Genomic DNA, 14,557 nt, shown 5'->3' with positions numbered 1-14,557 from the left:
ATGTGAAGAAAGCATGTCCTCTAGTAAATTCATAATATATGAACAATTTAAATTTTTTAGTATACTTAAATGGGGATATTTTTTCACTACATAACGACTGGGGGAACAAGCATGGGAGAACTTCAACCAAAATTGCAAACGGATTCAATCCAAAAACAGGAACGGACTGATAACTGGTTTGCCAGAGCAATGAATATAAGAATCGGCATTATTCCTCTTCCTATCTATATCCTGCTTTTCTTGCTTATTACGGTGTTTGTCATGAGCCGTGATGTAAAAAGCGACATTCTGACATCAATTGCCGTCATGAGTTTTTTCGGATTTACCTTCGGCCAGATCGGAAAATCCATTCCGATCGTGCGGTCCATCGGCGGCCCTGCTATTCTCGCAACCTTTATTCCATCCGCTGTCGTCTACTACCACCTGCTTCCGAAAGACATTATTACTTCAACAACAGAATTCACGGAAAGCTCCAACTTTCTCTATCTATTTATTGCCGGTATCGTCGTCGGCAGTATTCTCGGGATGAAAAGAGAGACGCTCGTCAAAGCTTTCGTCAAGATTTTTATTCCGCTGATCGCCGGCTCGATCGCGGCCGCCATCGTCGGCTTATGCGTCGGGACGCTGCTCGGGCTCGGCTTTCAGCACACGCTGCTTTATATTGTCGTTCCGATTATGGCGGGGGGTGTCGGTGAAGGCGCGATTCCTTTATCCATCGGCTACTCCGATATTATGCCGATGTCCCAGGGAGACGCCTTTGCGCTTGTGCTGCCGTCCATCATGCTCGGCAGCCTGTGCGCCATTATGTTATCGGGTTTGCTGAATGTCATCGGGAAACGCAAACCGGAATGGACGGGCAACGGGAAGGTTGATAAGTCTGATCATTCCGCTCCCGCATTGGAACAGCCGGCCAATGATAAAACGTTTGATTTGTCCTTTTTCGCTTCGGGCGGTATTTTAGCGGTTTCCCTCTATTTGGTCGGCATGCTGGCGCATGATTTCTTTCAGCTTCCGGCTCCTGTCGTGATGCTCGTCCTTGCCGTTCTCATTAAGCTGTTCAGGCTGGCGCCGGCTTCGATTGAAAACGGAGCCTTCGGCGTCTCGCGCTTTTTCTCGACAGCCGTGACCTATCCGCTCTTATTTGCGATCGGCGTTTCAATGACACCGTGGGACAAGCTGATTGCGGCGTTTACGATCAGCAACATCATTACCATTTTATCAATCGTCGTCACGATGATGGCCGTCGGTTTTCTGACCGGAAAATGGCTGAATCTGTACCCGATTGAGACGGCGATTATTAATGCCTGCCATTCCGGCCAGGGCGGCACCGGCGACGTCGCGATCTTGAGCGCCGCTGAACGGCTTGAGCTTATGCCGTTCGCCCAAGTGTCGACCAGGATCGGCGGAGCGATTACCGTGAGCGTCACCCTTCTGCTGCTTCATCAATTCTATTAAACTGAAAAAAGCCTCCGCATGATGCGGAGGCTCTGTTATTTCATCACATTTTGAATATAAGAGCCGAATGCCGCGCCGGACATGCCCGGCGACACACGGACGCGGTGAAGCCCGTAAAGCCCCTGATCTCTTGACGCCGCTCCCGGCTCCGTCGTGACCGCCATACGGTAGCCTGACGCGGCGGCGGCTTTTAATGTTTCCTTATTATATCGTCCGACAGGGTAGCTGATCATAGACGTCCGCTGTCCGAACATTTGATCAAATAAACGCTTAGAGTCCTTCATTTCACGTCGCTGCTGCTGCGGTGTGAGCCCGTTCAATTCGAGATGGTTCATCGTATGGCTCTGAATGGAAATGCCGTGGGCGGCCATCTCCTTCATCTGCTTCTCAGTCAGATGATTCTTATGCCCGATAAAGTTTCCGATCATAAAGATTGTCGCTTTCATCTTGTATTTCTTTAAAATGGGATAGGCCGCTTTCACATTGTCGGTATAGCCGTCATCAAATGTGATCAGAACACATTTTTCACGCGGCTCCTTATCCTCCGTCAGCATCAGATAGGCCTCTTCAGGAGTCATCGTATAATAGCCGTGATCATGAAGCCACTTCATATGCTGCCGGAATTCTTCCTTCGGCACACGCAGGCTGTTTCCCTCTGAAATGCTGTGGTACATCAGAATCGGCAGTCTTGCCGTTCCTTTCGTTTGAACCCAGGCGGACGTATCCGGCTGCTTTTTGATTTGGCGCTTTACAGATTTTTTATCGTGGTGCGCTTCTGCCTTCGGAATGCTTTGTTCGGCGCTTGCCTCATGGCCCGAGCAGGCGGCAAGCGTAAACACGGCAGCCAAAAGGCACATGCACATGATTATGCGTTTCATCGTTTTCCTGCTTTCTGTCTTCTATTTACTTTTTATATCGGTTATGCGTCATAAATTGTTACATCAAAAAAGCCGGACATCCAGCTGTCCGGCTTTGCGTTATGAGCGGATTCTGATTTCTGTTTCACTGTCAAAAAAGTGAGCCTTATTCATGTCGAAAGCGACGGTCAATTCCTCACCGGCATGAATGTCATGGCGGGCGTCAATCCGGGCGATAAAATCCTGATCCCCGATCCGGGAATAAACCATAATTTCTGACCCGAGCAATTCCGCGACATTGATTTTAGCTGTGATGGATGAATTCTTATAGGATTCTACCACAATCAGCTCGTCATGTATGTCTTCCGGGCGGATGCCGAAGATAACATCTTTGCCGGCATACCCTTTTTCCCGGAGCATTTTCATTTTCCCTTCCGGCACGCCGAGAGCGGCCGAACCGATCTGAATGGCGCCGTCCGTCAGCTTTCCTTTGAAAAAGTTCATCGCTGGGGAGCCGATAAACCCGCCGACAAATACGTTTTCGGGATGTTCATACACGTCTTTCGGGGTGCCGATCTGCTGAATTTTTCCGTCCTTCATGACTACGATGCGTGTCGCCATCGTCAGTGCTTCTGTTTGGTCGTGCGTCACATAGATTGTGGTTGTTTGCAGCCTTTGATGCAGCTTAATAATTTCTGCCCGCATCTGCACCCGAAGCTTTGCGTCCAGATTTGACAGCGGCTCATCCATTAAAAACACTTTGGCGTCCCTGACAATCGCCCGTCCTAATGCAACCCGCTGCCGCTGACCGCCGGAGAGCGCTTTCGGTTTGCGGTGCAGATACTCTGTGAGCCCCAGCATTTTTGCCGCTTCTTCGACCCGTTTTTTAATCTCCGGTTTCGGCATCTTCCTCAGCTTCAGACCGAAAGCGATATTATCATAGACCGTCATGTGCGGATATAACGCATAGTTTTGAAACACCATGGCAATATCCCTGTCTTTAGGAGCGATGTCATTCACTCTCGTGTCACCGATATAGAAATCGCCCTTCGTAATGTCTTCCAGCCCGGCAACCATCCTCAATGTTGTCGACTTGCCGCACCCCGACGGACCGACAAACACGATAAATTCTTTATCTTTAATATGAAGGTTAAAATCATCGACAGCCGCCTCTTTTTGATCGTAATACTTATAAATATGCTCCAGCCGAAGTTCCGCCATGTCATCTCCCCCTTTTTTGTAAACGCTTTCTTAAATAGGATTGTAACAGTGTCAGACGGCGGCGGATATAGGCAATGTTCATAAAAAAAGTCCGCTGCCTTCGTGCACATTTCCCATTTAATGTGATTTTTCATACTGCAGACAAATGAAATAAGCCAGCAGGGCGCCCTGATATGTCTTAATATCAATACCCGAGCGTTCCGCAAATTTATCAATCCGATATTGAAGACTGTTGCGGTGCAAATGCAGTTTTTTCGATGTGAGCGACATGTTCGAGTTATGTTCAATAAAAGTCTGAATCGTATGCTTCAGCTCCGGTTCTTTCTGAAACAGCAGCGCCGCTTCTTCGTGAAGCAAGGCTGAGAGCTTTTCTCTGCTTTCTTCCATGAGCAAGGCCGGAAATACCGTTTCCGCGGTCAGCGTGCTCAGCTGCGGGAGATAACGCCGGCCAATCTGACAATATTGCTGTTCTCTCCGATAATGAAGGCGCAGACGTTCTCCCGCGCCATAATACCTTCCGATGAAAAAACGGACACTGAAATAAAAATCGGCTTCGAGAATCTTCACAAAAGATGCGATGTCATCCGAATCTGGCGCTTCCAGCTTTTCTTCCTCCACAATCACGCCTTGATCCCTTCCCGTCCGGACAACTGTATATGAAACCGGCCAGAAATGGCGCAGCGCTTCCGTAAATGCCCCCCAGTCGCGTTCTCCCAATAAGTCATAATGGATAAAACGGACACGAGGCTCCTTGACATCAGGCACCGGACCTTCTTCCAGCAGAAACCGCCGCCACCTCTTTGCTGCCGCCGTCTCCGGAAAAAAAACGCCTTTTTCTTCAGCGGGCGCCAAAAATGATTCCAGAAGCAGTTTCTCCTTCGGGGTAATATCCTCCTTCGGAATGGCGACATAGACCCGCCTTTTCTCATCATAAAAGCAAAAGACATCCTCCGCCGTACAGCACGTATCAGACAACACAGCCCTCGGGTAAATTGCCAATAACGGGTTCATATGCGCTCCTTTCTATCGCTCTATCATATTTTCAGTATAAAACGTCCGGCCGATTGTATCCACTTCGTTTTAAGAAACAGCTTTCAGGCTATTTCCCGGGAAACGGATATAACCGCTTCTGCCGGCATAAGAAAAAAACCCTCCGCGCCGGCAGAGGGATTCTTTTTATTTAGAGATATCGACGAAGCCTTCGCCAAAGACGTCACGCACATCATGAACAATGACAAACGCTTTTGTATCACAGCTTTTAATAATTTTTTTGAGCATGGAAAGCTCTTGTTTCTGGATGACGATATATAAAATTTCCTTCGACTGCCCCGTGTAATTTCCTTTACCCGACAGCAGCGTAACCCCTCTGTCCATAAGCGTGTTGACCTGTTCAGCGATTTCGTGCTTATGCTCAGATATAATCGTCACCGCTTTTTTCGTATTCAGGCCTTCAATGATAAAGTCCATTACCTTCGTTCCGATGTACAGCATGACAATGGTAAACATCATTTTTTCCGCACCGATGATGAAATAAGAACTGAAGACGACAATCAGATCAAAGAACAAAAGCGCATAGCTGATGTTCCAATCGAGATATTTGTTCGCAATCCTCGCCAAAATGGCAGAACCCGCAGTCGTGCCTCCGACTCGAATAATGATCCCGATTCCGACACCGGCAAACACACCCGCAAAAATAGTATTAATAATGAGTTCATGTGAAGGCGAGTGCCAATCATGCGTCAGATGCAGAAACAGTGAGTTGGCAACAACGGTAATGATCGTATAAAGCGTTGTTTTTCCGTCTAAAAATTTATATCCGATAATCAATAAGATCCCGTTCAAAATGATATTCGTCACCCCGGGCGACCATTCAAACACATAGTACAAGATCAGGGTGATTCCCGTTACCCCGCCCTCTCCAAGATCATTCGGAATGGCGAATAAGTTAACGGCCAAAGCAAAGATAAAAGCTCCAATAATCAGCATCAGCACATCCAGCAATCTCTTTTTCATCCCAGACACTCCTTTTTTATAAAATCAAAAAAGCCCGGGAGAGCACTCTTCATCAAAAGAGCAGAAACTCCCGGGCTTTTATCCCAACGTGTCACAGCAGGAACCTGCTGTGTGTTTTCTCTCGGTCCAGACCAATTCAGCATTGCGGAACCCTAGAAAACCACTGTTTTTTATGTTCAGTTTTTGTATATCTTTCAAGATTATACGGGAAATCACGAACATGTTCAACCACTCTTTTTTCAATAAATCTATAAAAAATCCGAACGATCTGCCGATACTAAAAAAGACCCTTAAAATACATGACTAAAAAACCATTAAAATACTTTTTTCTCAAAATATTATTGACTATAGGTTATTTTACAGGCATTATAGTATGTAGTTTTTAAGAAATAGTTTACATAGGAGGAAATATTATGGCAGGCAACCTGGTGTCTTGTAAGGCATGCGGCAAAGAAATCGCTAAAGGCGTTAAAAAATGCCCAAACTGCGGTAAAGATCAGAGAAACTTTTTTATGAGACATAAAATTATCACATTGCTTCTGGCAGTAGTGGTTATTATCATTCTCGTAAACATCGGCGGCGGAGGCGGATCTTCATCATCTAAAACCGCGTCTTCAAAAGCTGCGGAATCCAAGGAAAAACTGTATAACATCGGTGACACTGTTAAGACTGAGAAAACTGAAGTTACTGTTACCAAAGTGGAAAAAAGAGATTCAGTAGGCTCTCAATTTGTCGAGAAAAAAGCGTCTGACGGCGGCGTTATCGTAGCTGTTCAATACACAGTTAAAAATGTTTCAAACAAGCCGTTAAGCTCTTTCTCCATTCCAAGAGCGAAATTAGTAGATTCTAAAGGAACATCCTATGATTCAGATATTGATGCTTCTTCAAGCTATGCAACAGAAACAAAAGTAGACAACAGTAAAATTTTAAGTGACTTGAACCCGAACATTAAAGTTACTGACGTAAAAGCTTTTGAAGTTGATAAAAACGCATACTCTAAAGGCACTTGGAAATTAAAGTTCAGCAACGATGTTGAAGTGAAAATTAAATAATGACCGTAATAAAAGAGACCTTCACCATTTGAAGGTCTCTTTCTTTTTACACCTTTTGGTACCCGTTCACATTGGAGGACTGCCACTTCCAAGAGTCGGCGCACATTTCTTCAAGCCCGCGCTTTGCTTCCCAGCCTAATTCAGCCTTCGCTTTTGCCGGGTCTGCGAAGCATGCGGCGATGTCTCCCGGGCGCCGGGCGGCAAAACGGTACGGCACTTCTTTTCCTGATACTTTTTCAAACGCCTTGACCATCTCAAGGACGCTGTAGCCTCTTCCCGTGCCGAGATTATAGGCATCCGCGCCTGTTGTGTTCAGCACCTTCTCAAGCGCTCTGACGTGGCCCTCGGCAAGGTCAACGACATGGATGTAATCCCGCACGCCGGTGCCGTCCTTTGTCGGATAATCATTGCCGAACACCTGCAATTGCTCAAGCTTGCCGACAGCGACTTGGGCGACGTACGGCATTAAATTATTCGGGATGCCGTTCGGGTCTTCTCCGATCCGGCCGCTCGGGTGCGCGCCGAACGGATTAAAGTAGCGGAGCAGCGCAATGCTCCATTCAGAGTCCGCTTTATGCAGATCGCGTAAAATCTGTTCCAGCATCAGCTTTGTCTGCCCGTAAGGATTGGTCGCGCTTAATGGAAAATCCTCAGTGATCGGCGTTGTTTCCGGAACGCCGTAAACCGTCGCTGAAGAACTGAAGACGATTTTTTTCACACCGTGTGCCTGCATGGCTTCACATAAAATAAACGTCCCCGTCAGATTATTATGATAATAACGGAGCGGAACAGCCACAGACTCACCGACCGCTTTTAATCCCGCAAAATGAATGACGGCTTCAATCTCATTTTCAGCAAACACCCGGTGAACGGCATCACGGTCAAGGAGATCCGCTTCATAAAACACAAGCCCTTTTCCGGTAATGTCTTTCACACGCTCCAATGCTTCCGGTGAACTATTTGACAGATTATCCAGAACCACGATGTCATAGCCGCCGTTTAACAGCTCGACACATGTGTGGCTTCCGATATAACCCGCTCCGCCTGTCACTAAAATCGCCATGAAGAAAGCCTCCTCTATTGAATGAATTGACCATATTATATCGGTTTTTTCTTTCTCAAACATCCATTTCCAAAAAGTTTAATCGTTTAGTCATCGTTTCTTCATAATTTGTTTTCATTCGCGTAAAACACAGAGCCCTCGAATCAAACCGGTTGTGAAATAGAAATCCCTCCCCCGCGCATGGTAAGATAAGACAAAGGAGATGACGGTATGAAAAATGAAATCATTGAACGCTTTACCTCTTACGTAAAAGTCGATACACAGTCTGACGAAAACAATGAAAACTGCCCTTCAACCCCCGGCCAGCTGACATTGGCCAACATGCTGGCAGATGAATTAAAGTCGATCGGCATGACAGAAATCACAGTCGATGACAATGGGTACGTCATGGCGACTCTGCCGGCGAATACGGATAAAGACGTGCCGACTGTCGGTTTTCTGGCTCACGTGGACACCGCGACCGATTTTACCGGAAAAAATGTGAATCCTCAGATTATTGAGAGCTACGACGGACATGATATCGTTTTGAATGACAAACTCAATGTCGTCCTGTCGCCTGAGCAATTCCCGGAGCTCTCCCGCTATAAAGGCCAGACGCTGATCACAACAGACGGCACGACGCTGCTCGGAGCCGACAACAAAGCGGGCATTGCCGAAATTATGACGGCAATGGCATACTTGATCAAACATCCGGACATCAAACACGGAACGATCCGGGTCGCGTTCACGCCCGATGAAGAAATCGGCAGAGGCCCTCACAAATTCGATGTCGGCCGCTTCAACGCCGCATTCGCCTACACGATAGACGGAGGCCCCCTCGGCGAACTGCAATATGAAAGCTTTAACGCAGCCGCCGCAAAGCTGACTTGTTACGGAAAAAGCGTCCACCCGGGAACGGCGAAAAACAAAATGGTCAACGCTTCAAAAATCGCGATGGAATTTCATCACGCGCTGCCGAAAGAAGAAGCGCCGGAATATACGGAAGGGTATGAAGGCTTCTATCATTTACTTTCCATGAACGGAGACGTTTCTGAAGCCGCCCTGTCGTACATCATCAGAGACTTTGACAGAGACCGCTTTGCAGAACGAAAAGAATATATGCAGAAAACCGCCGATGCGCTGGCGGCCAAATACGGCAAGGAAAGCATCAAGCTTGAACTGCGTGATCAATATTACAACATGAGAGAAAAAATCGAACCGGTCAAAGAGATAGTCGATGTCGCCTATCAAGCCATGAAAAACCTCGACATCGAACCGATTATCGAACCGATCCGGGGCGGAACCGACGGATCACAGCTCTCTTACATGGGGCTGCCGACACCGAACATTTTTACGGGCGGCCAAAACTTCCACGGAAAATATGAATACATTTCCGTCGATCATATGGAAAAGGCGGTAAACGTCATTGTTGAAATCGCCAGGCTCTTTGAAGAGCGCGCTTAAAACCAAAGCCCCCTGCTTTGGTTTTTTTCTTTCACATGAAACCTTTCCTCCTTTCTTTCCGTATATAAGGTATGAAATGGAAAGAAGGAGTGAAGACTATGGCAAGAGGGACTGTAGCGAAAGAATTAAAAAAAACCTTAAAAGACCCGCGTGTTCTGGAGACGAAATCAAACCCTTTTAAAAAGCTGCGGAAAATGTTCAAACGATTTTTTTAAGATAACATCTCGTTTTCTTTAAAAAAATAAAGAAAGCGCTGTCATTCCGCAGTCATCTGTTAGAAGCAGTTATTTTGCATATTATAAGGTTTTTTAGGGTACTGAATAACACAAGGCAAACGAAAACAACGAAGTGGTTAATTAGACTCTTACAAAAAATAGTGAAAAAGTTATATAAACGATCATCATTCATCAGCCGATACAATCTATAGAACCACAACAAGAGCAAAATTTCTTCAACCCATAGTCATTTTTACGGAAAATGACGTTATTTTTTAAAAAAGTGACAATTGTTTGAATACTTTTCGTTTGTTTTTTCGTACAATAATAATACCAAAACTTTTTTTGGGAGGTATGTAAAATGATGCTACTTATTTTTGCTGCTTTGACAGGGTATCTTGTTTTCTCTTTCAGTAAGGACAACCGCCGGAAAACGCCAAAGACAAGCCCGCTGGTGACAGCTGCCGACACGAATAACATCATTGATTTAAATGCGATCCGTCAAAAACGCCGGATGCCGCTATCATAAAAACGACAGCTGCCGCAAAATCGGCAGCCTTTTTTTTATGCACCCGGCCGATATGAAACCATCCGCCTCCTTTTTTCGTACAACATAAAAAAGGAGTTTTTTTATGTACCATTTTTATATCAAAGAGCGGATGTTGACGTTTAAGAATCGTTTTCAAGTGTTTCTTGAAAGCGGGAAAGAAGTCTACAATGTTGAAGGAAAGCTGTTTTCATTCGGTGATGAACTGAAGCTGACTGATTTGGACGGCCGCACGCTCGCCAGCGTCAATCAGAAACTGATGTCGCTCGTTCCCCGTTACGAGATTTCCGTCAGCGGCAAACCCGTCTGCCAAGTCATCAAGAAAGTCACGTTATTCAAACCGAAATTTGAAATTTCCGGACTCGGCTGGGATCTTACCGGCGATGTGTGGGGCCGGAATTTTCAAGTGACAGACGGAAAATCAAACCGGATGACCGTCAGTAAATCATGGATGAGCTGGGGCGATTCCTATCATTTGCAGATTGAAAAGGAAGAGGATATCGTTCTTTGTCTCGCGATCGCCATTGTGATAGATATGATTCTATTTGAGGGTGATAAATAAAATATTTATCGAAATATATTGACAATATGAGAAAACATACTAAGATTAAGAGTATTACAGTTTATTCTGAAAAATAGCATATTTCCTTATCAAGAGAGGTGGAGGGACTGGCCCTATGATACCCGGCAACCGCTGTTCAGCAGAATGGTGCTAAATCCTGAAGATAAGGTTGAGATTTGCGGACGCAAGCTCTTCCCTATCCGAGGGAAGAGCTTTTTATATTTCATCAGGAAAGAAGGAATCGTTCATGTCACAGCAAAACACAGAACAACCATTGCATACGCTTCTAAGAAAAAACCCGCCGTTTCGCGCGGATCAGGTCGGAAGCCTGCTGCGGCCGGCGGCTGTGAAGCAAGCCCGCCTGCAAAGAGCGACGGGTGAGATTTCGGCAGAACAGCTGCGCGAAATCGAAAACAGAGAAATCATCCGCAGTGTGGAAAAGCAGAAAGAAACCGGCCTCAATGTCGTGACTGACGGCGAATTCCGCCGTGCCTGGTGGCATTTTGATTTTCTCGAAAACTTAGACGGCGTCGAAGCATTTACGCCTGAAAGCGGCATTCAGTTTCACAACGTACAGACGAAAGCGCGCGGCATTAAAGTAACGGGAGATATTGATTTTTCTCAGCATCCGATGCTCGAAGATTATAAATTCCTGCACAGCATTGCCGGCGATGCTGTTCCGAAAATGACCATCCCAAGTCCGAATATGCTGTTTTTCCGCGGAAAATTGGAAAAAGCGTCCTACCAGAATGATTACAAACAATTTCAGCACGATGTGTCAAAGGCGTATAAAAAAGCGATTCAAGCTTTCTATGACGCCGGGTGCCGCTACCTTCAGCTCGATGACACCGCATGGGCCGTTTTCTTATCGGAAGCGGGGCTTCGTCAGATTGAAGCTTTCGGCACAACGCCGGATGAGCTGCGCAAGCTGTTTGCCGCTTCCATTAATGACGCCATCAAGGACCGCCCTGACGATCTGAAGGTTACGATGCATATCTGCCGCGGCAACTTCCAATCCACATGGACGGCTGAAGGCGGCTATGATGCAGCGGCTGAAACGATTTTTGACGGGCTTGACCTTGACGGATTGTTCCTGGAATATGATGATTCCCGCTCCGGCGGCTTTGAACCGCTCCGCTATGTCAAACGCTCTGATCTTCAGCTTGTGCTTGGATTGATTACGTCGAAACATGGCGAACTTGAAGACAAGGACGCGATTAAACGCCGGATTGAAGAAGCTTCACAATATGTCAGCCTGGATCAGCTTTGCCTCAGCCCGCAATGCGGATTCGCCTCCACTGAGGAAGGAAACCTGATCACAGAAGAACAGCAATGGGCGAAACTGCGCCATGTCGTCAACATTGCCGGTGAAGTCTGGAAATAAAAAAAGACACGCGTTTAGCGTGTCTTTTCTGTTTTACAGCGGACCGGTTCCGATTAAAATATCGATATCTATCGTGACAGCAGCCTCTTTCCGGCTGATAAACCGCCGGATGCTGTCATCATTACATTTCCATGTTAAGGGCGTCATTTTCACAAGCCGCTCGAGGTCAGGCTGCGATAAGGTCTTCGTGTAACACAGCGGTTTGCGCTCAAAGGTTTGAAAGCCCGCTTGGAATCGTCCGGCCGCAGAATCGGCGGTGTCATTCCGCCGAGGACTGTCTCCGAAGAAGAATTCCCTTACTTCCTTCAAATAATCACGCCGCGGCACCGCTTTAATGACTGTGCCGCCCTTTTTTAAAAGCCTGCTGCATTCCTTGTAATTCCAAGGTGATAAAACGGACATTACGACATCAAAACAGCTGTCGGCAAACGGCGCATCCGCCACATCAGCGACGGCAAACACCATATGATTCCCGAAGGCCTTTGCGGCGTGCAGCACACCTTCTTTCGAGAGATCAATGCCGATTCCCGTCACGGAAAAAGCGGGCTGAAGCAATTTGCATACGGCGGCTAAATGAGAGCCTTCTCCGCACCCCGCATCCAATATCGCCGCCGGTTTATGCGGAGATTGCTTACGGCTGATGACGGCGGCGATCTCCTTTTGAACCGGCCCAAAAAATTCCCGGCTGTCAAAAAGCTCGCGTCTCGCTTCGAACAGCTGCCTGTCATAGCGGGTTTTGACCGATTTATTGAGGAAATTCACATATCCTTGTTTTGATATATCAAATGTATGCCCCTGTCCGCAAATCAAGCTTTTGTATTGTGAGACCGCCATGGCCGACCGGCATAGCGGACACCTGAACACGGACTGGCATGATTGCAGTAATTCCGCGCGTTTTCTTTTTATAGACGTCAAAAAAAACACCTCATTCATTCGTTATTCCGATGAAATGAAAAAGGCATAGACAAATAAACCTCGCCAAATTGGAAGGTTTAACCTATTTATCTATACCTCTCATTATCTGTAACGAATGAACTGAATGATCACGAAAATGACCCCTTTTCTGCCGTCTTTTGAAGGCTGTGCCCTCAGATCCATTTTATCAGCTGCATCCCGTCTTTACAATGAACCGGAACGGTTTTTGGGGGTATTTTAAACCTTTATTATCCAATTACTTATGAACATCCTTTATTTTCTTTATTTATAATATAAATTTATTATTTTGAAAATATCTAAAAAGGTTGATTTTCAAAAATTGAAACGATAAAATACTGCTATCTCATGTAATATCGTTATTCTTGTATATGATCAGTAATATGGTCTGATTGTTTCTACCTAGTGCCGTAAAAGACTAGACTACAAGAAAGTTTGCATAAATTTGAACGAGTGAAAAGCATATGACGCTGTCTATTCTTTTCTTTTGGCTCTTATTTATCACACTTTCTGGCTTTCAGGAATTTGTGACGAATAAGAGTTTTTTTTATTTCCATAATACCCTTATAGGAGTTGCTCACATGTACTTTTTATTGAACATTGTCGGTCTCATTGTTGTCATGGCTGTTGTTTTCTTATGCTCTCCCAACAAGAAGAAGATTAAATGGCGTCCGATTGTCATGCTCCTCGTCTTTGAGTTTCTGATTACTTGGTTTATGTTAGGGACAAAAGTCGGCGGCTTTGTCATCGGGAAGATCGGCGCGTTCTTTACATGGCTGATTTCCTGCGCCAGTCAAGGGATTGCGTTCGCTTTTCCGTCTGTTATGGCCAATCCGACGGTTGATTTTTTCTTCAGCGCATTGCTGCCGATTATCTTCGTCGTGACCTTCTTTGATATGCTGTCGTATTTCGGTATTCTGCCGTGGCTCATTGATAAAATCGGCTGGCTGATTTCTAAAATATCCCGTCTGCCGAAGCTGGAGAGCTTTTTCTCCATCCAGATGATGTTTTTAGGAAATACGGAAGCTTTAGCCGTCATCCGCCAGCAGCTTGCCGCCGTCAGCAACAATCGGCTTCTGACATTCGGGCTGATGAGCATGAGCAGCATCAGCGGCTCGATCATCGGATCGTACTTGACGATGGTTCCGTCCACTTATGTGTTTACAGCCATCCCGCTGAATTGCTTAAACGCGCTTTTAATCGCCAATATGCTGAATCCCGTGGACGTTTCTAAAGAGGACGATATTATATACGTTCCTTCAAAAGCGGAGAAAAAAGACTTCTTCTCCACGATTTCTAACAGTATGCTTGTCGGCATGAACATGGTCATTGTCATTTTAGCGATGGTGATCGGCTATGTGGCGTTAACGGCCGCGTTAAACGGCGTACTCGGACTGTTCATGCACGGTTTGACCATTCAAAAGATTTTCTCATACATCTTCAGTCCGTTTGCCTTCCTTCTCGGATTAGGCGGACATGACGCGATGTATGTCGCACAGCTGATGGGCATCAAGCTCGCGACAAATGAATTTGTGGCAATGGCCGATCTGAAAGGGCAGCTGAATTCACTTCCGCCGCACACGATTGCCGTGGCTACGACATTCCTGACATCATTCGCAAACTTCAGCACCATCGGTATGATCTACGGATCTTATCAATCTCTGCTTGATGGTGAAAAATCAGCCATCATCGGAAAAAACGTCTGGAAGCTGCTTGTCAGCGGAATTGCCGTTTCCTTATTGAGCGCGGCGATTGTCGGATTGTTTGTCTGGTAAAAGAAAAAAAGCGATACCGCTCCGTTTTGGAGTGATA

At 46.1% G+C, this 14,557-nt stretch carries 13 protein-coding genes and 3 riboswitches; of the genes, 7 read left to right on the top strand and 6 right to left on the bottom strand.

Features of this window, described 5'->3' with window-relative positions; translation table 11 throughout:
- The first annotated feature begins 111 nt into the window (after positions 1 to 111).
- Positions 112 to 1,455: a citrate/malate transporter CimH gene (locus tag CXL14_RS04525; RefSeq protein ID WP_012118784.1), complete on the top strand. Its 1,344-nt coding sequence runs from the start codon at positions 112 to 114 to the stop codon at positions 1,453 to 1,455.
- 35 nt (positions 1,456 to 1,490) lie between these two features.
- Here the strand turns inward: CXL14_RS04525 and CXL14_RS04520 are convergent, their stop codons facing one another.
- From CXL14_RS04520 to CXL14_RS04505, 4 genes are all read right to left on the bottom strand, one after another.
- Entirely contained in the window at positions 1,491 to 2,333 is an 843-nt protein-coding gene (locus CXL14_RS04520) for a polysaccharide deacetylase family protein (RefSeq protein WP_014419234.1), read from the bottom strand.
- A 99-nt stretch (positions 2,334 to 2,432) separates the two neighbouring features.
- Positions 2,433 to 3,533 carry an ABC transporter ATP-binding protein gene (locus CXL14_RS04515; RefSeq protein WP_014419235.1) on the bottom strand — a complete coding sequence of 367 codons (1,101 nt, stop codon included), beginning with the start codon at positions 3,531 to 3,533 and terminating at the stop codon, positions 2,433 to 2,435.
- 117 nt (positions 3,534 to 3,650) lie between these two features.
- Positions 3,651 to 4,544 carry a PucR family transcriptional regulator gene (locus CXL14_RS04510; protein WP_014419236.1) on the bottom strand — a complete coding sequence of 298 codons (894 nt, stop codon included), beginning with the start codon at positions 4,542 to 4,544 and terminating at the stop codon, positions 3,651 to 3,653.
- A gap of 165 nt (positions 4,545 to 4,709) precedes the next feature.
- The gene (locus CXL14_RS04505; protein WP_003150818.1) at positions 4,710 to 5,546 is read right to left on the bottom strand and encodes a YitT family protein; all 837 of its coding nucleotides are present in this window, start codon (positions 5,544 to 5,546) and stop codon (positions 4,710 to 4,712) included.
- A gap of 65 nt (positions 5,547 to 5,611) precedes the next feature.
- Positions 5,612 to 5,713, bottom strand: a riboswitch (guanidine-I (ykkC/yxkD leader).
- Positions 5,714 to 6,058: 345 nt separating this feature from the next.
- Between CXL14_RS04505 and CXL14_RS04500 the strand changes: the two genes are divergently transcribed.
- Positions 6,059 to 6,598 (top strand): DUF4352 domain-containing protein, encoded by a 540-nt coding sequence (locus CXL14_RS04500; RefSeq protein WP_119834765.1) that lies wholly within the window; start codon positions 6,059 to 6,061, stop codon positions 6,596 to 6,598.
- Positions 6,599 to 6,644: 46 nt separating this feature from the next.
- Here CXL14_RS04500 and galE read toward each other — a convergent pair whose 3' ends face one another.
- On the bottom strand, positions 6,645 to 7,661 hold the full coding sequence (galE, locus tag CXL14_RS04495) for a UDP-glucose 4-epimerase GalE (protein ID WP_014419237.1): 1,017 nt from the start codon (positions 7,659 to 7,661) through the stop codon (positions 6,645 to 6,647).
- Between the two features lie 210 nt (positions 7,662 to 7,871).
- On the opposite strand from galE, the gene pepT reads away from it, so the two are divergent.
- The 4 genes from pepT to CXL14_RS04480 all read left to right on the top strand — a co-directional run bounded on the left by pepT (position 7,872) and on the right by CXL14_RS04480 (position 11,812).
- Positions 7,872 to 9,104 (top strand): peptidase T, encoded by a 1,233-nt coding sequence (pepT, locus tag CXL14_RS04490; RefSeq protein ID WP_014419238.1) that lies wholly within the window; start codon positions 7,872 to 7,874, stop codon positions 9,102 to 9,104.
- 576 nt (positions 9,105 to 9,680) lie between these two features.
- The gene (locus tag CXL14_RS20140) at positions 9,681 to 9,848 is read left to right on the top strand and encodes a hypothetical protein (RefSeq protein ID WP_003150808.1); all 168 of its coding nucleotides are present in this window, start codon (positions 9,681 to 9,683) and stop codon (positions 9,846 to 9,848) included.
- A 103-nt stretch (positions 9,849 to 9,951) separates the two neighbouring features.
- A complete protein-coding gene (locus tag CXL14_RS04485; protein ID WP_014419239.1) occupies positions 9,952 to 10,428 on the top strand; it encodes an LURP-one-related/scramblase family protein in 477 nt (158 codons plus the stop codon).
- 83 nt (positions 10,429 to 10,511) lie between these two features.
- Positions 10,512 to 10,598: riboswitch (SAM riboswitch) on the top strand.
- Between the two features lie 77 nt (positions 10,599 to 10,675).
- Positions 10,676 to 11,812: a 5-methyltetrahydropteroyltriglutamate--homocysteine S-methyltransferase gene (locus CXL14_RS04480; RefSeq protein ID WP_014419240.1), complete on the top strand. Its 1,137-nt coding sequence runs from the start codon at positions 10,676 to 10,678 to the stop codon at positions 11,810 to 11,812.
- A gap of 33 nt (positions 11,813 to 11,845) precedes the next feature.
- Here CXL14_RS04480 and CXL14_RS04475 read toward each other — a convergent pair whose 3' ends face one another.
- On the bottom strand, positions 11,846 to 12,727 hold the full coding sequence (locus tag CXL14_RS04475) for a methyltransferase domain-containing protein (RefSeq protein WP_014419241.1): 882 nt from the start codon (positions 12,725 to 12,727) through the stop codon (positions 11,846 to 11,848).
- A gap of 363 nt (positions 12,728 to 13,090) precedes the next feature.
- Positions 13,091 to 13,191, top strand: a riboswitch (purine riboswitch).
- Between the two features lie 135 nt (positions 13,192 to 13,326).
- Here CXL14_RS04475 and CXL14_RS04470 point away from each other — a divergent pair.
- Positions 13,327 to 14,520, top strand: coding sequence for a NupC/NupG family nucleoside CNT transporter (locus CXL14_RS04470; protein ID WP_014419242.1), 1,194 nt, complete (start codon positions 13,327 to 13,329; stop codon positions 14,518 to 14,520).
- Positions 14,521 to 14,557: the final 37 nt, after the last annotated feature.

It is taken from the genome of Bacillus sp. SJ-10 (genome assembly GCF_002843505.1).
GTDB classification, from domain to species: domain Bacteria; phylum Bacillota; class Bacilli; order Bacillales; family Bacillaceae; genus Bacillus; species Bacillus velezensis.
The sequence above is the reverse complement of the archived record's forward strand: the minus strand, read 5'-3'. Positions and strand labels throughout refer to the sequence as shown.